General features: G+C 70.4%; 16 protein-coding genes. 5 read left to right on the top strand and 11 right to left on the bottom strand.

Translation table 11 applies throughout. The annotated features are described in order from the left end of the window. Nucleotides 1–128: 128 nt before the first annotated feature. Complete coding sequence (locus HPY32_RS09295; protein WP_197696567.1) at nucleotides 129–839, top strand: cytochrome P450 family protein; 711 nt, start codon at nucleotides 129–131, stop codon at nucleotides 837–839. Then, entirely contained in the window at nucleotides 836–1,615 is a 780-nt protein-coding gene (locus HPY32_RS09290; protein ID WP_067591251.1) for an isocitrate lyase/PEP mutase family protein, read from the top strand. The genes HPY32_RS09295 and HPY32_RS09290 overlap by 4 nt, the downstream gene beginning before the upstream one ends. A gap of 6 nt (nucleotides 1,616–1,621) precedes the next feature. On the opposite strand, the gene HPY32_RS09285 is transcribed toward HPY32_RS09290, so the two are convergent. From HPY32_RS09285 to HPY32_RS09270, 4 genes are read right to left on the bottom strand one after another with little or no spacing between them, the layout of a single operon-like run. Next, on the bottom strand, nucleotides 1,622–3,106 hold the full coding sequence (locus tag HPY32_RS09285) for a GntP family permease (RefSeq protein WP_067591254.1): 1,485 nt from the start codon (nucleotides 3,104–3,106) through the stop codon (nucleotides 1,622–1,624). 9 nt (nucleotides 3,107–3,115) lie between these two features. Then, entirely contained in the window at nucleotides 3,116–3,736 is a 621-nt protein-coding gene (locus HPY32_RS09280) for a bifunctional 4-hydroxy-2-oxoglutarate aldolase/2-dehydro-3-deoxy-phosphogluconate aldolase (RefSeq protein WP_067591258.1), read from the bottom strand. Beyond that, entirely contained in the window at nucleotides 3,733–5,343 is a 1,611-nt protein-coding gene (locus HPY32_RS09275; protein WP_067591261.1) for an N-acyl-D-amino-acid deacylase family protein, read from the bottom strand. Before HPY32_RS09275 ends, HPY32_RS09280 begins: the two co-directional genes overlap by 4 nt. Before the next feature lie 13 nt (nucleotides 5,344–5,356). Next, nucleotides 5,357–6,676 carry a type III PLP-dependent enzyme domain-containing protein gene (locus HPY32_RS09270; protein WP_067596069.1) on the bottom strand — a complete coding sequence of 440 codons (1,320 nt, stop codon included), beginning with the start codon at nucleotides 6,674–6,676 and terminating at the stop codon, nucleotides 5,357–5,359. Between the two features lie 161 nt (nucleotides 6,677–6,837). On the opposite strand from HPY32_RS09270, the gene HPY32_RS09265 reads away from it, so the two are divergent. The 3 genes from HPY32_RS09265 to HPY32_RS09255 are packed head-to-tail and all read left to right on the top strand — an operon-like array spanning nucleotide 6,838 to nucleotide 9,056. Beyond that, complete coding sequence (locus HPY32_RS09265) at nucleotides 6,838–7,872, top strand: sugar kinase (protein WP_231951759.1); 1,035 nt, start codon at nucleotides 6,838–6,840, stop codon at nucleotides 7,870–7,872. Nucleotides 7,873–7,885: 13 nt separating this feature from the next. Further along, nucleotides 7,886–8,662: an IclR family transcriptional regulator gene (locus HPY32_RS09260; protein ID WP_067591264.1), complete on the top strand. Its 777-nt coding sequence runs from the start codon at nucleotides 7,886–7,888 to the stop codon at nucleotides 8,660–8,662. Further along, complete coding sequence (locus HPY32_RS09255) at nucleotides 8,652–9,056, top strand: RidA family protein (protein ID WP_067591267.1); 405 nt, start codon at nucleotides 8,652–8,654, stop codon at nucleotides 9,054–9,056. Before HPY32_RS09260 ends, HPY32_RS09255 begins: the two co-directional genes overlap by 11 nt. Before the next feature lie 312 nt (nucleotides 9,057–9,368). Here HPY32_RS09255 and HPY32_RS09250 read toward each other — a convergent pair whose 3' ends face one another. The 7 genes from HPY32_RS09250 to pheS all read right to left on the bottom strand — a co-directional run bounded on the left by HPY32_RS09250 (nucleotide 9,369) and on the right by pheS (nucleotide 17,088). Beyond that, the gene (locus HPY32_RS09250) at nucleotides 9,369–10,388 is read right to left on the bottom strand and encodes a hypothetical protein (RefSeq protein ID WP_067591270.1); all 1,020 of its coding nucleotides are present in this window, start codon (nucleotides 10,386–10,388) and stop codon (nucleotides 9,369–9,371) included. A gap of 36 nt (nucleotides 10,389–10,424) precedes the next feature. Next, complete coding sequence (locus tag HPY32_RS09245; RefSeq protein WP_067591272.1) at nucleotides 10,425–10,916, bottom strand: PspA/IM30 family protein; 492 nt, start codon at nucleotides 10,914–10,916, stop codon at nucleotides 10,425–10,427. Between the two features lie 44 nt (nucleotides 10,917–10,960). Further along, nucleotides 10,961–11,743: an alpha/beta hydrolase gene (locus tag HPY32_RS09240; protein WP_067591275.1), complete on the bottom strand. Its 783-nt coding sequence runs from the start codon at nucleotides 11,741–11,743 to the stop codon at nucleotides 10,961–10,963. Nucleotides 11,744–11,772: 29 nt separating this feature from the next. After that, nucleotides 11,773–12,552, bottom strand: a complete 780-nt coding sequence (locus tag HPY32_RS09235) for an SMI1/KNR4 family protein (RefSeq protein WP_067591278.1) — start codon at nucleotides 12,550–12,552, stop codon at nucleotides 11,773–11,775. A 185-nt stretch (nucleotides 12,553–12,737) separates the two neighbouring features. Next, a complete protein-coding gene (locus HPY32_RS09230) occupies nucleotides 12,738–13,301 on the bottom strand; it encodes a phospholipase D-like domain-containing protein (RefSeq protein ID WP_067591281.1) in 564 nt (187 codons plus the stop codon). 154 nt (nucleotides 13,302–13,455) lie between these two features. Continuing rightward, nucleotides 13,456–15,984, bottom strand: a complete 2,529-nt coding sequence (gene pheT, locus HPY32_RS09225; protein WP_067591284.1) for a phenylalanine--tRNA ligase subunit beta — start codon at nucleotides 15,982–15,984, stop codon at nucleotides 13,456–13,458. Nucleotides 15,985–16,023: 39 nt separating this feature from the next. Beyond that, on the bottom strand, nucleotides 16,024–17,088 hold the full coding sequence (gene pheS / locus HPY32_RS09220) for a phenylalanine--tRNA ligase subunit alpha (RefSeq protein ID WP_067591287.1): 1,065 nt from the start codon (nucleotides 17,086–17,088) through the stop codon (nucleotides 16,024–16,026). Nucleotides 17,089–17,103: the final 15 nt, after the last annotated feature.

Genomic DNA, 17,103 nt, shown 5'->3' with positions numbered 1-17,103 from the left:
TGATGATTATGCACGATCGTGCAAGCTCATTCACACACGGGTGGGCAAGTCGACCTCGAGAGTTCACCTGTCCTGCCAACGGGAATTGTTCGGCGCCCGCCGAAGTATTCGAATCCTATGGTCGGGGCATGCATGACAGTCCCCCTCCGGTGACCGGCCCGACCCGGGCCGTGCTGTCCGATCCGATCGCGGTCCGCGCCGCCCTCGACACGGCCCCGGTGCCCCCGGTGCCCGCGGCGGCGGTGGGCATGGCGTGGCTGCGGTCCCGGGTCGCTCGCTTCAGCCATGGCCCCGAGCACACCCGGCGGCGCGAGCTGATCGAGGCCGAGCTGCGCCGGGTCTCGCCCGCAGACCTGCGCGAGCGCGTGCGCGCCGTGGCCCACCAACCGCTCGCTCATGTCCGTATCCTCGCCGAATCACTTGGGTTGCAGAATATCTCGCCGGAAGTGGTGGCCACCGCCGCAACCGGGTATCTGCCGCCCGCACCCCTAACTCCCGAGACCGACCGGGCCGTCGGCGAACTCGTCGCCGCCTGCGGCGGGAGCGCCGACGATGTGACGGCGGCGCGGATCGCGGTGCTGCTCCAATCCTGCGCGGCCACGACCGCATTGCTCGAGCGTGCCCGGAACACGGACGCAACGGGCTCCGCCGGGGAAGTGCTCGATCGCGTCCTCGCCACCGATCCCCCGCCGGTGCGCACCCGCCGCGTAATCGACGGCGCGATAACCGAACTCGATCTCGCCGCCGTCGGACTACCGTTCGGGGCGGGCCCGCACGCGTGCCCCGGCCGCGAGCACGCGCTCGCCCTGGCCGCCGGAATACTCGAAGGATCGCGATGACCGCCACCGACCTGTTCCGCAGCCTGCACCACGGCGATCGACCGCTCGTGCTGCCCAACGCCTGGGATTTCGCCTCCGCCGCGGCGCTGGTCGCCGCCGGTTTCCCCGCCATCGGCACCACCAGCCTGGGCGTCAGCGCGGCGGCCGGGCTGGCGGACGCCGCCGGTCTCGCCCGCGACGTCACGCTCGCCGTGGCGCGCCTGCTGGTCCGGCTGCCGGTGCCGGTCACGGTCGATATCGAGGCCGGTTTCGGCGCGGACGCGCGGGCGGTGGCCGAGGTCGCCGCGACGCTCGCGGACATCGGTGTCGCCGGAATCAATCTGGAGGACGGCCGATCGGGCAACACGCTGCACGACCCGGCCGCCCAGGCGGAGCTGATCACCGCCGTCAAGGAGCGCGCGCCGGATCTGTTCGTCAACGCCCGGGTCGACACCTACTGGCTCGATGTCGACCACGCCTCGACCCTGGACCGGATGCGGGCGTACCGAAAGGCCGGTGCGGACGGCATTTTCGTGCCCGGCGTGCGCGACCCGGAGCGCATCCGCGAGGTGGTGGCCGCGGTGCCGTTGCCCGTCAACATGCTGTACCTGCCCGGCGGCCCCTCGGTGGCCGAATACGCCGCACTGGGTGTGCGCCGAATCAGTACGGGTGGCTTGCCTTTCCGCGCCGCCCTCGCGGCGGCGGTGGACACCGCCCGCGCCGTCCGCGACGGCGGTTCGCTGCCGCCGGGCATCCCGAGCTACGCGGATGTGCAAGCCCTGGTGACCGATTCGTGAGCCGCGTCAGCTCACGAGGGCGAACAGCACCGCCGCCACCGCGAAGCTCACCACCGACAGAACGGTTTCCAGCACGCTCCACGATTGCAGGGTCTGTTTCACCGTGAGGTTGAAGAACTTCGAGATCATCCAGAAGCCGCCGTCGTTGACGTGGCTGAGGACGATGGACCCGGCGGCGATGGCCATGGCGATCAGGGCCAGCGACATCTGTGAGTAATGGTGTTCGGGGAGCAGGGGAGCCACGATGCCGCCGGTGGTGACGATGGCGACGGTGGCCGAGCCCTGGGCGATGCGCAGGCCGCAGCTGATCAGGTAGGCGAGGAAGATCACCGGCAGCCCGGCCTCGGACATGGTGTGCGCCAACGCCGTTCCGATGCCGGTGGCGGAGATGACCTTGCCGAAGAACGCGCCCGCGCCGACCACCAGCAGCAGCATGCCCACCGGCCGCAGCGATTCGGCGGTGATCGCGCCGAGCTCCTGCACCGTCGAGCCGCGCCGCATGCCCAGCACGTAGAACGCCACCAGCACCGCGATCAGCAGCGCCACGGCGGGCGTGCCCAGAAAGGTCAGCACCTGCAGCAGTGTCGAGTTCTTCGCCAGCGCCTGGCTGCCGAAGGTGGCGCCCAGGATCAGGATCAGCGGGATGCCGATGATCACCGCGATGGTGCCGACCGAGGGCAGCGACTTCTCCAGCGTCGCAGTCGATCCCGTGTCGGTCTTCGCCGCCGACTCGTCCGTCTCGATCAGCCCGGCCCGGGGCACCGGGCTGTTTCCGCGGCCCTCGTCGGCCGGGCGCACCAGGAACTCCTCGGGCACCTCGATATGAATCCGCTTGCCGATGAAGTTGCCCCACACCAGACCGGCGACGACGAATCCCGGTAGCCCGCAGACCAATCCCATCACGATCAGCCACCCCAGGCTCACCCCGAGCAGCCCGCCCAGCGACACCGGCCCCGGGTGCGGCGGCAGGAACGCGTGCGTCATCGACAGGCCCGCCACCATCGGCAGCGCGTACAGCACCAGCGACCGCCCGCCGCGCTTGGCGGTCACCCAGATCAGCGGCGCGAGCACGAAGATACCGATATCGAAGAACACCGGAATGCCGAAGATGAGTCCCAGCAGACCCATCGCCACCGGAGCGCCCTTGGGGCCGAACAGTTTCAGCAGCCGCTCGGTCAGAACGTCGGCGCCGCCGGACCGTTCGAGGATGGCGCCCAGCACGGTGCCCAGTCCGATGATCACCGCGATATGGCCGAGAATGCCGCCGAATCCGGTTTCCAGCAGGGAGTCACCGGATTTCAGGGCGGTGCCGACGATGGTGTTCACCGGCAGCCCGGCGGCCAGGGCCAGCAGCAGGCCGGTGAGCAGTAGCGCGATGAACGGCTCGAGCTTGAACCGAATGATCGCGACCAGCAGGACGGCGATCGCGAGACCGCACAGCACCAGCAGCCCGGGGGTGGTCGTGCGCAGCCAGTCGACGCTGACGGCCATGGCGGTACCTCAATTCATGGATCGAACGAATGCCGCTGCGCGCGCGGCGATCTCGGGCCACCGGCCCGAGGCGACGGCGGCGGGCGCCACCACATCGGTGCCCGCGGTGACGGCCACCGCGCCGTGCGCGAGGAAGTCGGCGGCGTTGGCGGCGTTCACGCCGCCGGAGGGAATGAACGCGGTGTCGGGGAACGGCCCGAGCAGATCCTTCAGATAGCCCGGTCCCAGCGCGCGGGCGGGGAAGATCTTCACCGCCGCCGCACCCAGGTCCAGCGCCTGCATGACCTCGCTGGGCGTGAAAGCGCCCATGACGACCGGAATGTCGCGCCGCAGCGCCACCGCGGCGACCTCGGCCCGGATGCCCGGGGTGACCAGGAAGCGCGCGCCGCTGTCGATGGCGGCGGCGGCCTGATCGCCGGTGAGCACGGTCCCGGCGCCCAGCACGGCCCGCGCCGATCCCGAGGCCGCCCGCAGCGCGTCGAGCACGCCCGGCGTGGTGAAAGTCAGTTCCACCGTGCGGATTCCGGATCCGGCCAGCGCCTCGGCCAGGGCGAGCGGGTCGGGAATGCGGGGGGCGCGCACCACGGTCAGCACGCGGTCGGCACGGATCACATCCAGTGCGGTGGTCAACGGGTCTCCTTCCGGGCGGGGTCCAAGCGTAGGGCGCGACCGGCCAGCCGACCGGTGGGCGCGCCATCGTCCAGCGCGAATTCGCCGTTGACGAGCACGTGCACGATGCCGTGCGCCTGCCGCTTCGGGTCGTCGAAGGTGGCGGTGTCGGCAATGGTCGCGGGATCGAACAGCACCAGGTCGGCGGCGTAGCCGACGCGGATCAGCCCGCGCTCGCGCAGCCGCAGCCGCCACGCGGGACGGCCGGTCAGATGGTGGACGCAGTCCTCCAGGCCCAGCACCCCGAGCTCGCGCACGTAGTGGCCGAGATAGCGCGGGAAGGTACCCCAGGCCCGCGGGTGCGGCCGCGCGCCGACCAGGATGGCGTCGCTGCCGCCCATGTGCCGCGGGTGCCGCATGATGGCGCGCACGTTCTCCTCGTGCCCGACGTGCTGCAGGATGGTGGTGGCCAGCTGATCGCGGCGCAGCAGGTCGAAGAACACCTCGACCGGCGGAATGCCCTGTGCCGCGGCGAGTTCGGTGATCCTGCGCCCGGCCGCGAAGTTCAGCTCCGGATTGCCGACGCCGCCGATCTGAATGGTCTCCCAGTCGACGGTCACGCCGTGACAGCCGTCGGAGCCGTTGACGTCGACGTCGAGCGCGATGCGCGCCCGCTCGGCGGGATCGGCCAGCCGGGCCAGCGCGGCCTCGGGCCCGCCCGAGTGCGCCCAGCTCGGCAGCAGCGCCGACAGCGTGGTCGAGCCGGGCAGATACGGGTAGGTGTCCAGGCTGATATCGCAGCCGTCGGCGAGCGCGGCGTCGATCATGGCGAGCAGTTCCGGTGCGCGCCCGCGGTTTTCGCCGAAGTTCAGGGTGGCGTGGGTCAGGTGCACGGCGCAGCCGGTGGTGCGGGCGAGCTCGATCATCTCCGCGTAGGCGGCCAGCGCGCCCGCGCCGTAGGAGCGGTGGTGCGGGGCGTAGAAGCCGCCGTACTGCGCCACCACCTCGCACAGTGCCGCCAATTCCCCTGTGTCGGCGTACATTCCGGGCGTGTAGGTGAGCCCGCTGGACATGCCCACCGCGCCCTCGGACAGTCCCCGCGCGAGAAGTTCGCGCATGCGCGCGATCTCGTCGGCGGTGGCCGGGCGCTGCTCCGGGCCGACGACCAGCAGCCGCAGCGTGCCCTGCGGCACCAGGTACGCCGCGTTCGGGGTGATGCCCCGGTCCAGCCGGTCCAGGTAGTCGGCGACGCTGCGCCAGGAGAAGTCCAGATCGGTGGGATTGCCGTTCCAGCCCGCGATCTGGCGGCGCACCAGGGCCAGGGTCGGCTCGTCGATCGGCGCGTAGGACAGGCCGTCCTGGCCGATCACCTCGGTGGTCACGCCCTGGCTGAGCTTGGCGAAGTGACCGGGCTCGGTGAGCAGATGCAGATCCGAATGTGCGTGCATATCGATGAAACCCGGTGCCAGCACCAGATTTTCGCCGTCGATGACGCGGTCGGCGCCGGAAATCACACCCGGCCCGGCGATCTCGGCGATGCGGCCGTCCGCGACCACCACATCGCCGCGGTAGCGGGGCGCACCGGAGCCGTCGACGATGTCGACTCCGCGAAACAGTAAGCGTCTCATGCCGTCCGCCGTCTCAGAAGAACGTGTGCACGAGGCCGACGACCCGCGGCCGGGCGGCGTCGGCGTCGTCGATCACCGGGACGAGCCGCCATTTGTCGAAGGCCGTGCACGGGTGCGACAGACCCAGGCGCACCACGCTGCCGACCGGTACCTCCCCGCCCTCCGGGAGCCGCAGGAAGGTGTGCTGGTCCGCGAGCGCCGACACGTGCGCGCCGACCGGCACCGCGTCCGCGGCTCCCGAAAGACGTTGCGGCACCGGCAGTCCCTCATCGAACGGCAGGTCCCGCTTGCCGGCGTCGAGCAGCGCCAGCCCCGGCTCCGGATGCGAGATCGCACGCGCCCAGCCGTGCATGGCCGAGCGCAGCGGCCGCCGGGCGCGCGGGGCGGCCAGCGGTGAGATCCCGGCGTAGAAGCCGTCGTCGTGGGCGAGGTAGGCGCCGGACCGCAGCACCACCGTCGTCGGAACGCCGCGCGCGCCGTCCTCGTCCGCCAGCGCGGCCAGCTGCTCGACCACCAGGTCCGGGAACGAGCTGCCACCGCAGGTGACCACCGCGCCGCGCGGATACCTGCCCGTGAGCGCCCGATGCAGCCGCACCAGCTCGTCGACGTAACCGCGCACGGCGGCAACGGCTTCGGGGCTGCGATCGTGCGCGAACGCCCCCTCGTATCCGGCGACACCGGCCAATTCCAGCCGCGGCGAGCGCAGCACCGCCTCGGCGACCGCGAGCGCCGCGTCGATCCCGCGCGCACCGGTACGCCCGTGTGCCCCACCGAGTTCCACGAGCACCGTCAGCCGCACCCCCGCGGGCTCGTCGGCGAGCGCCCGCTCCATCCGCTCGACGGTGGCGACGCTGTCGACCCAGCTGAGGAATTCGAACCCCGGATCGCGCGCGGATTCCGCCGCCACCCACCGCACTCCGACCGGATCGACCAGCGCATTGGCGAGCAGAATGCGGGCCACCCCGAACGACCGCGCCACCTGCGCCTGCCAGCCCGTCGCCACCGTGATGCCCCATGCTCCGGCGGCCAGCTGCTCGGCCCACAGCTGCGGGGCCATCGTCGTCTTACCGTGCGGAGCCAGCCGAACACCCGCCGCCGCAGCCCAGTCGGCCATCACCGCGCGATTGGAATCCAGTGCCGCGCGGTCGAGCGTCAGCAACGGCGTCTGCAGATCGTCGAGAGACGGTGCGGTGGCGAGGAATTCGCGCGCGGTGCGGCCCCACGCCGTGGGCGGGAGGGATTTGTGCTGCGGCCCCAGCACCAAATCGTCGAGGGCGGCCACGGCCTCGGTGTCGATTCCCTCGGCCAGGTCCGCGTTCCCGTCGCTGTCGATGGCCACGGCGCTCCTCTCCTCCGTCTCACCGACATACGCATGACGGCGTCATCCATGTTCGAAGTCTATTGCATATTTCGCAACGTCGATTGCGTATTGTGTTTGCCGTGGTTATTCTGCACGGGATGACCGATAGCCGCAAGCATTCGAAGGAGGTTGGTGTGACCTGCCCGACGCGGGCTCATCCGCGCGCGGTGACCGTCGGCGAGGGGCTCGCGGTGCTGGTCGCGCGCCCCGGCCCGCTCGAGGACTCCCCGGCCTTCGAACGCACCGCAGGCGGCGCCGAGGCGAATGTCGCCGTCGTGCTGGCCCAGCTGGGCGTGGCGGCGGCGTGGATCTCCCGCGTCGGCGACGACGGCTTCGGCCGCTACCTGGTGCGACAGCTGCGCGAGCGCGGCGTGGACACCACGGCCGTGCACACCGATCCCGCCCGGCCCACCGGAATCTATGTCAAGGAGCGCGGCGGCGGGTCCACCGCGGCAACCGATCTCGCGGCCGGGGCCAGCCGGATGCTCTACTACCGCGCCGGTTCCGCGGCGAGCGCGCTCGCGCCGGAGGATCTGATCGCCGCCGACGAGGTGCTCCGGCACTGCGAGCTGATCCATTACAGCGGCATCACCACCGCCCTGTCCCCCACCGCCACCGCGCTCACCGACGCGCTGGTGGCCCTGCCGCGCCGCGGCCGCCTGGTCAGCTTCGACCTCAATTACCGTGCGGCGCTGTGGCTTCGGCGCGAGGAGTCGGCCGCCGACATCCTGGCCCGGCAGGTGCGCGGCAGCGACGTGGTGTTCCTGGGCGCGGACGAGGCCGAAACGGTCTTCGGCAGCGGCGATCCCGCGCGGCTGCGCGAGATGTTCCCGCAGCCACGGCATCTGGTGGTGAAGAACGCGGGACATTCGGTCACCGGATTCCTGGGCGCGCAGCAGCGGGAGGTCCCGGCCCTGCGCCTCGAGGTGACCGAGGCGATCGGCGCGGGCGACGCCTTCGCGGGCGGCTATCTCGGCGCCCTGCTGCTGAGCCGCCCGCACGAGCAGCTGCTGCGCTTCGGCCACCTGTGCGCGGCCGCGGCGCTGACCGGCACCGGCGACATCGCCGAGCTGCCGCCGCTGCCCCGCCTCGAATCCCGTGCCGCCGCACCGGCTTCGGAGTGGGCGCGCATACGATACCCGGCGATCGCCGAGGACGTGGCGTCATGACAGAGGGGACCGCATGAGTCAGAGTTTGCAGCGCGCGCTGACGATCCTGGTCGAGCTCGGCGAGGACGCGAAGACCCTGGACCAGCTGGCGACCCGGCTCGGCGTGCACAAGTCGACGGTGTTGCGGCTGCTGCAGACCATGGAGGCGCAGCGGTTCGTCACCCACGACAGCGGGCATCGGTACACGCTGGGCGCGCGGCTGTTCGAGCTGGCCAACCGGTCGCTGGAGCGAAGGGACGTGCGCACCGTGGCGCGGCGGCACCTGGAGGCGCTCAATGCCGCCACCGGGCAGACCGTGCACCTGGCCACCTACGAGTCCGGGGAGGCCATCTACATCGACAAGCTGGACGCCACCCAGAGCGTGCGGATGTATTCGCGGGTCGGGCGGCCCGCGCCGCTGCACTGCACGGCGGTCGGCAAGGTGCTGGTGTCCGCGCAGCCGCGCACGCAGTGGCGCGCGATCGCCGAGAAGCTGGACTACCACCCGTTCACCGACCGCACCATCCGCACCCCCGAGCGTTACCTGGCCGAGCTGGAAACCGTTGCGGCCCAGGATTTCGCGGAGGACAACGAGGAGCACGAGAGCTTCGTCAACTGCATCGCCGCCCCGATCCGCAACGGCACCGGAACGGTCGTCGCCGCGGTGTCGGTGTCGGTGCCGGACATGCTGCTCGACCACGACCAGGTGCTCGGCCTGCTCCCGCGCGTGCGCGCGACCGCCGACGCCGTCTCCACCGAGCTGGGCTGGAACCCGAGCCCCGACACCCGAAAGGCCCACCATGACCGATAAGATCGCCGTCCGCACCACCGACGCCCCGGCACCCGCCCACACCTTCTCCCAGGGCGTGCGCAAGGGCCCCTTCGTCCAGGTATCCGGCCAGGGCCCGGTCGACCCCGCCACCAACGAATACCTCCACCCCGGCGACGTGGCCGCCCAGACCACCCGCACCCTGCAGAACGTGAAGGCCATCGTCGAAGCCTCCGGCGCCACATTCGACGACGTGGTGATGCTGCGCGTCTACCTCACCAAGCGCGAGGATTTCGCCCTCATGAACGACGCCTACGGCGCCTTCGTGGAGGCCAACACCACCAATGGCGCCCTCCCCTCGCGCACAACGGTTTTCACCGGCCTGCCCCGCGAGGAAATGCTGGTCGAAATCGACGGCATCGCCATCGTCGACTGAGGTTGCCGCCCAGCCCCTTCCATCACCCCGGCTCGCAACCACCATGATCCCGGCTCGCAACCACCATGATCCCGGCTCGCAACCACCATGATCCCGGCTCGCAACCACCATGATCCCGGCGTGCTTTTGGCCGGGATCTCCCGGGCGATCCCGGCCAAAAGCACGCCGGGATCATGGTGAAGGAAAGCTTGCCGGGATCACGGTGAAGGGTAGGACCCTTTCGTCATTGCGGCACAGGGTGGGACCCTTTCGTCATTCCGGCACAGGGTCGGGCTCATTCGTCATTCCGGCATGCTTCTAGCCGGAACCCCCTCACCCCGCCAGAATCCCCAGTACCTCATCCGACAGATAAAACGGCTCCAGTCGCTCCCGAATCAGCTTCGCCAGCACCCCGTTCCGCTTGGCCGACTCGATTACCGCGGGCCCGTAGCGCAGGATTTCCTCCGCGATATCGTCCGGGGTCACGTTCAGTTCGGGCAGCAGGGCGGACAGGGTGTGGTCGCCGTATTTGGCGAAGAACACCTCCACCGCCTCGTCCAGCAGCAGGCCCACGTACTCCTTGTTGCGCGTGGTGACCACGATGCGGTGCACGATCAGCACCAGCTCTCGCAGGTCGGCCTGGGTCAGGTAGTCGCGCAGGCCGCTCACCGGCTCTCCGGCGTGCAGGTCCCAGAACTGGAGGGCCGCACCGTGAACCGGGGCCTCGCGCAACGTTTCCCGAATGGCGTTGGTGACCCGCTTCAGCGCGTACAGCGTGCCCCGGTCGGCCATGCTGCCGACGAAACTGCCCTCGGCGGCCTTCTTCGCCGACTTCACCGCCGACTGGCCGAGCGTCATGAGCGAGGACATGCCGGGGACCCGCCCGGCGATCTTCTTGTTGGCCTCGAGGATGTCGTCGATGAGCATGTCCGCGAACTTGGAGGCCACCGGCCCGGCCAGCGGCGCCTCGCTCAGCCGATCGAGCAGCCGCTCCTGCGCGCCGTACATGCCGAGGATCTTCTCCAGCAGCGCCTCGACCGGCTCCCGCTCCACCACCTCACCGAGCGTGTAATCCTCGTTGGCGGCGATGTGGTCGTACAGCGCATCCGACAGCACGCCCACCAGATCCCGCAGCAGCGGGCTGCCGCCACTGCGGTCCACCACCTTTCGCACCGTCTCCCGCGCCTGCTCGACGGTCACCACGTCCCGGAAGACGATGGTGTCGCCGACACCGATCAGCGCCTCCACATCACGGGCAACCACCTCGGCAAACCGATCCCCGGTCACCTCGGCGAGCAGAAAATCCACCTGGGCATCGAGCAGTCGCTCTGCGATCTCCCGCGGCTCGGTCATCGATATCCACCCTCAGTTCGTCCCGGAGGGCCCCGATCATCCCGAGTCGTTGCGGCGCATCGACTTCCGGATTCGATCCAGGCGTTCCCGCGCGGACTTCTGCCGCGCCTCCCACTGTTCGTCGGCGCTGCGGCCCGCCGGGGTGTCGCGGTCGAGCTCGCCCATCCCCTGCGCGGTACCGAAGCGCTGCTCGACCTTATCGCGAACTGACTCGAAAGTAGGGACGCCGGAATCGGTATAGCCGCCCACCCCGCCGATACCCGTCGGCGGTACCGGTATCCCGGTGACCGGGGCTACCTGCCCGTATGCGCCGGGAAGCGAGTGGCCGCCGCCACCGCCGGACGGCTCGGTGGCGGAACTCACATCGGGCTCCAGCACCGTATGACCGCTTTGCGCACTGAGTTCCACGGCCACCAGGTGCAGCTGTTCGAGCGAGGGCTTCCCGGTGGTGGCCGTCACCACGACCGCCAGCAGGTCCTCATCCTTCAGACTCGCCAGCAGCGCCGCCATATCGCTGATATCCGACATGGATCCAGGCTACGCACGCCCGCTCCGGCACGGCGGCGCTCGCGCTACTCCTCGGCCGCGGCGTGCGTCCGGCTCAGCACCGGACCCGCCCAGCCGGACACCGTCGTGATCCAGTCCGGCTTCATGATCAGGTCGTTGTGCTTGCCGCCGGGGAAGATCTTCAGCCGCTTGGGTTCGGGGGCGGCGGCGTAGAGGGCGTGGGCCATGCGCACCGGCAGCAGTTCGTCGTCGTCACCGTGCATGATCAGCACGGGCGCGCGCACCGTGCGCAGCCGATCCAGGCTCGGAAAGGCGTTGGGCACCACCGGCCACGGCAGGAACGGGTACACCGCGCGGGCCGCGTCGCGCAGGCCGGTGAAGGTGGACATGAGCATCAGCCCCGCGGGCGCGAAGGCGGTCGCCAGCTCGATCATCACCGCGCCGCCGAGCGACTTGCCCAGGTACAGCACGCGATCGGGATCCACGTCCGGCTGCCGCAGCAGCGCCTCCCGCGCCGCCCGCGCGTCCAGGTAGCTGCCGCGCTCGCCGGGCCTGCCGCCGCTGCGCCCGTAACCGCGGTAGTCGAAGACCAGCACATCGAACCCGACCGCCGCGAGCAGCGCGAGCACCGGCGTCCGGTCGCCGATATTGCCCGCGTTGCCGTGCGCGAACAGGATGTGCCCCACCGGATTCGCGGCCCGCACGAACCAGCCGTTGATCCGCACTCCGTCGGCGGCGGTGAAATACAGGTCCTCGTAGGCGATCCCGAACCGGTCGGGCGTCACCGTGATCCGCCGCTCGGGCTGGAACGTGAGCAGATTGAGCACGGGGGTGGCCGGGTGTTGCATAGCTACCTTCATACCCCGTGCGCGGACGGTCAGGCTCCCTGGAGCCGCCGCACCGTATCGGCGTCCCACGGCACGGCGGCCAGCACCCGGCCCCGGGCGGCCCGCCGGTATCCGAAGGTGACCAGGGGGAAGAAGTCGACGCGGACCGCCTGCCCGGCGGCGCCCAGGTCGGCGATCAGTGCCTCGTCGGGCAGGTCGGCGGCCGCGGCGGCCAGGGCCGGGTCGGGTCCGGTGCGGGCCTCGCTGGCGCGCACCGCCGATCGGTCGACGGCGTCGGTGTAGCGGGCCCCGGCGCGCTCGTCGAACGCCTCCACGAACACGCGCGGGTCGCCGTTGGCCTCGGCGAGTGCGCCGCGCACGTCGGCGGCGAGGCGCAGCAACAGGTCCGGCAGCGAATCCGCGGCGCGCACGGTGTCGGCGGCGTCCCAGAACACGAACACCGGGCCCCAGTCGCCGCTGCCGGGGTCGACGTCCACGTAGGTGAAGCTGCCCTCGGTACCGGCGTGCACGAACCAGTGCGTGCCCTCGCCGCCCGCGTGCTCGGCGTACCAGGTCATGGAGCGGTCGCCGGGCTGGTTGAGCTGATCGCCGAACGAGATGTGCTCGTCGAGGCGGCCATCCGGCCGTTCGGTGTAGTAGGTGGTGATCCGGATGCCGCCGATGGTTCGCAACAGGGTGCGCACGGCCTCCGGCACGGGGACCGGCCACGCGTCCATCGCCTCGTCGGTGATCCCGGGGTCGAGCCGGAGCAGATCCCCCGCCGCGGCCGCGGTCTCCCGCAATTCGGCAATCACCTGCGCGACATCCACATTCGCCCCTGACGGTCGACCGATGAGCATCCGAAGCATAACCCGCGGCCGCACACCCCCGCCGTCGGACCTGAAAGCTATTGCACAGCAATACTGCCGTGGTTGCCCGAGCCCGAATCCGCCGTCGGCACAACAATAATGGTCGGTTGATTGTTTGCTGTCGAACCGCCCGTCCGGACCGACCGTCAGGGATGCAGCGACAGTATCGGCGCGTCCGCGGACTCGAAGTTCGCCGGCGGGTGCGCCATCAGTTGCAACTTGCGTTCCTCGGTCCAGGCGTAGTGGACCAGCGTATTGAACTGCGCGACAAAGTGGTCGCGCCACTGCTGCGACACGAACTGCACCGCGGTATTGACCTGCAGCCACCCGGTCGTACTGAAGTTGACCGACCCCTCCCAGCACTGCGGCCCCGGACTGTCGTCGGTAACCAGCCCCTTCGTATGACAGATGTATCGAGACCCACTCGTACTGGTCCCGATGGTGATCTCCACCCCCGCATCGACCAACCGCTGCAACAACTCCCGCTCGGTCTTCCCCGTCGACTGCGAATGATCGAGATAAAGATGCAGCGCCACCCCCCGCCGATGCGCCGCCAGCAACTGATCAACGGCCCCCGGCAACGTGAAACTGTAAGCAATGAGCCAGGTCTCCCCCGGCCCCCCGATCAATTCCAGAAACCGCCGCTGAGCCGCATCATGATCACCAGGCATCAGATAGCACGTAAACGCCCCGTCGATGACGAATGTCATGCCAGCAACGTACCCACGCCACCTCCCGATACGCGAGACCGACGCACGTTTCGCAAGCAGAACGTGCAAAGGGCGTATCAAGCCCGCAACTTTCCGAACAAAAATGGCGGTGGCTTCTCCGATCGGAGGAGCCACCGCCATTCGTCGGGAAACATCAGCCGCGCAGCACGGCCCCCACGGTATCCGCCGCCACGGCCACCGCCGCGTCACGCGCAGCGCTGGCCTCGTCCTCGGTCAGCGTGCGGTCACCAGCCCGGAAACGCAGGGCGTAGGTGAGCGACTTCCGTCCCTCCCCTGCCTGCGCGCCCTCGTACACATCGAACAGCGCGATATCCTCGAGCAGTTCACCCGCGCCGGTGCGCAAAGCCGATTCCACCGAAGCCGCCGGAACGGCTCGGTCGACACTCACCGACACGTCCTGCAGTACCGCCGGGAACGGGGAAACCACGGGGGCGGGCCGGGATTCGCGCAGGGGCAGGGCGTCGAGGTTCAGTTCGACGGCGCAGGTGCGCGGGGGCAGGCCGAGACGTTCCAGGACCGCCGGGTGCAGTTCGCCCGCATGGCCGACGACCACGCCTTCGACGATCAGTTCGGCGCAGCGACCCGGGTGGAACGGCAGGTACGCCGCGGCCCGGCGCTCGACGACGACCCCGGCCGCGTCGGCGATCGCGTCGGCGAGGGCGAAGGCGTCGGCGGCCTCGGCGGCGCGGCCCTGGCCCCACGGGCCGCGCGGGTCGCGGCGTCCGGTCAGTACCGCGGCCACGTGCACCGGCTGATCCGGCAGTGAGCCTTGCAGCCGCCGAATCTCCTCGTCGGAGGGTCGCCGGTCCACCGCCAGCGCCTCGACCGGACCGGTGTCGGCGGTCGGCAGCACCACCTGCGCGAGGCCGTACACCGTCAGGTCCCGTTCGCCGCGAGAGATGTTGCGGGCGGCCACTTCCAGCAGGCCGGGCAGCAGCGTCGTGGCCAGTTCGGCCTTCTCCACGTCCAGCGGGTTGAGCACGCGCAGGGTGTTGCGGCGCGGGTCGTCGGCGGGCAGGCCCCAGGCGTCGAACACCCCGGCCTGCATGAACACCGGCACCGGCACCTCGACGCCGCCGGAGAAGGCCAGGGCCCGGCTCACCGCGCGGCGGCGGCGCTGCGCGGGGGTCAGGCCGCGGCCCGCGGGGGCGGTCGGCAGCACCGAGGGGATCTGCTCCAGACCCTCCAGGCGCAGCACCTCTTCCACCAGGTCGGCGGGCTGCGCCAGGTCCGGCCGCCAGCTCGGCGGGGTCACGATCAGCTGGGCGTGGCCGCTGCTGTCGCTGACCCCGACCTCGACCGTGCAGCCGATCTGCGCCAGCCGCCGCGCGGCGGTGCCGGTCGGGTAGCTCACGCCCGCGGTGCGGTCGGCCAGGTCGATATCCATCCGGATCGGCTGCGGCTCCGGCGTGGGCAGCCGCACGTCGGTCAGCGCGGATTCGACCGTGCCCCCGGCGATCTCGGCCAGCAGCGAGGCGGCCCGATCGAGCGCGACGACATTGATCTCCGGATCGACCACGCGCTCGTAGCGCTTCCCGGCCTCCGAGGACAGCTTGTGCCGCCGCGACGTGCGGTACACGGCCAGCGGATTCCAGGTCGCGGCCTCCAGCAGGATGTCGGTCGACGCCGGGCTCACCTCGGTGCTCGCGCCGCCCATCACACCGGCCAGCGACACCACGCCGGAGTCGTCGGCGATGATCGTGTCCTCGCCGTCGAGCACCCGCTCGGTGTCGTCCAGGGTGCGCAGCGTCTCGCCGGTGTTCGCGCGCCGAACCACCAGCGGCCCGGTCACTTTCGCGGCGTCGAAGGCGTGCAGCGGCTGCCCCAGTTCGAGCATCACATAGTTGGTGACGTCGACCGCGGGCGAGATCGGCCGCACCCCGGCCAGCAGCAGCCGCCGCTGCAACCACCACGGGCTCACCGCGTCCGGATCGATGCCGGTCACCTTGCGCATCGCGAAACGCGTACAGCCGGACTCGGGTTCGACCTTGACCTGCCAGGCGTCGGCCGAGCCTGCCCCGGCATGTTCTTGGCCGGGGTCCGGCAGCGTGCGTACCGCGGGATCGGCGTAGTCCAGATCGAAACCGCAGGCCAGTTCGCGAGCCAGCCCCCGCACCGAGAAGCAGTAGCCCCGATCCGGCGTGATGTTCAGCTCGACGACCGTATCGTCCAGTCCGAGCAGCTCGTTCGCGTCCGTACCGGGTTCGGCGGTGCCGGGCTCGAGCACCAGGATGCCCGAATGATCCTTGCCGATACCGAGTTCGGCGACCGAGCAGATCATGCCGTTGGACACGTGGCCGTAGGTCTTGCGCGAGCCGATCCGGAATCCGCCCGGCAGCACGCCGCCCGGCAGCACCACCACGACCAGGTCGCCGACCGCGAAATTGGTGGCGCCGCAGACGATCTCCTGCGGTTCCGGATTGCCGACGTCGACCTTGCAGAACCGGATCGGCTTCTTGAACTCGGTCAGCTCGGTGATCTCCGCGACCCGGCCGACGACCAGCGGATGCTCGAGCTCACCGGTCACCCGCTCCAGCCGGTCGAGCTCCTCGACCTCCAGACCCACCCGGACGAAACCGGCGTCCAGCTCCTCCGGGGTCACCGACCAGCCCGGGGTGGTCCGCTGCAGAATTTCCGTCAGCCAGGACTGCGCTACTCGCACTTGACGTTTCGCTTTCTCGGTAGCTCGGGACCGCGTGGGTCAGGACTGGATGCCGAACGGCAGCGTGAAACGCACGTCGCCCTCGACGATGTCGCGCATATCGGGAATACCGTTGCGGAACTGCAGGGTTCGCTCGAGCCCCATGCCGAAGGCGAAGCCGCTGTACACCTCCGGGTCGATCCCGCTGGCGATGAGCACCTTCGGGTTGACCATGCCGCAGCCGCCCCACTCGACCCAGCCCGCGCCGCCCTTCTTGTCCGGGAACCAGACGTCCACCTCGGCGGAGGGCTCGGTGAACGGGAAGTAGTTGGGCCGCATGCGGGTTCGGGTGTCGGGGCCGAACAGCGCCCGCGCGAACGCGTCCAGGGTGCCGCGCAGGTGCGCCATGGTCAGGCCCTTGTCCACGGCCAGGCCCTCGACCTGCGAGAAGACCGGGGTGTGGGTGGCGTCGAGTTCGTCGGTGCGGAACGTGCGGCCGGGGCACACCACGTAGATCGGCAGTTCGCGCGACAGCATCGAGCGCACCTGCACCGGCGAGGTGTGGGTGCGCAGCACCTGCCGCGAACCCTCCGGCGCGATGTGGAAGGTGTCCTGCATGGTGCGGGCCGGGTGGTCGGGCAGGAAGTTGAGCGCGTCGAAGTTGAAATGCTCGGTCTCGACCTCCGGGCCCTCGGCGACCTCCCAGCCCATCGCCACGAACACGTCGGCGACCTGCTCGGAGATGGCGGTGACGGGGTGGCGGGCGCCGATCGCGCCGCGGCGCGCGGGCAGCGTGACGTCGATGGTCTCCGCGACCAGCACGGCCGCGTCGCGCTCGGCGAGCAGTTCGGCGCGCCGGGCCTCGAACGACTCCGACACCCGGGACCGGGCCACGTTCACGCGCTTACCGGCGTCGGCCTTCTCCTCCTTGGGCAGCGCGCCCAGGCCGCGCTGCGCCAGCGCGATCGGCGACTTACCGCCCATGTGCTCGGTCTTCGCGGCCGCGAGCGCATCCAGGTCGGCGGCGGCCGCGAAGGCCTTCTCCGCCGCGTCGGCCGCGGCGGAGAGCGACTCCTCGGTCAGCGCCACCGCATTCTGGTCGGCTCGTGCGTTGTCGTCGCCCACGATCGTTCGTCTCTC

It is taken from the genome of Nocardia terpenica (assembly GCF_013186535.1).
GTDB lineage: Bacteria > Actinomycetota > Actinomycetes > Mycobacteriales > Mycobacteriaceae > Nocardia > Nocardia terpenica.
Note: the sequence above shows the minus strand (reverse complement) of the source record. Positions and strands in the feature narration are given on the sequence as shown.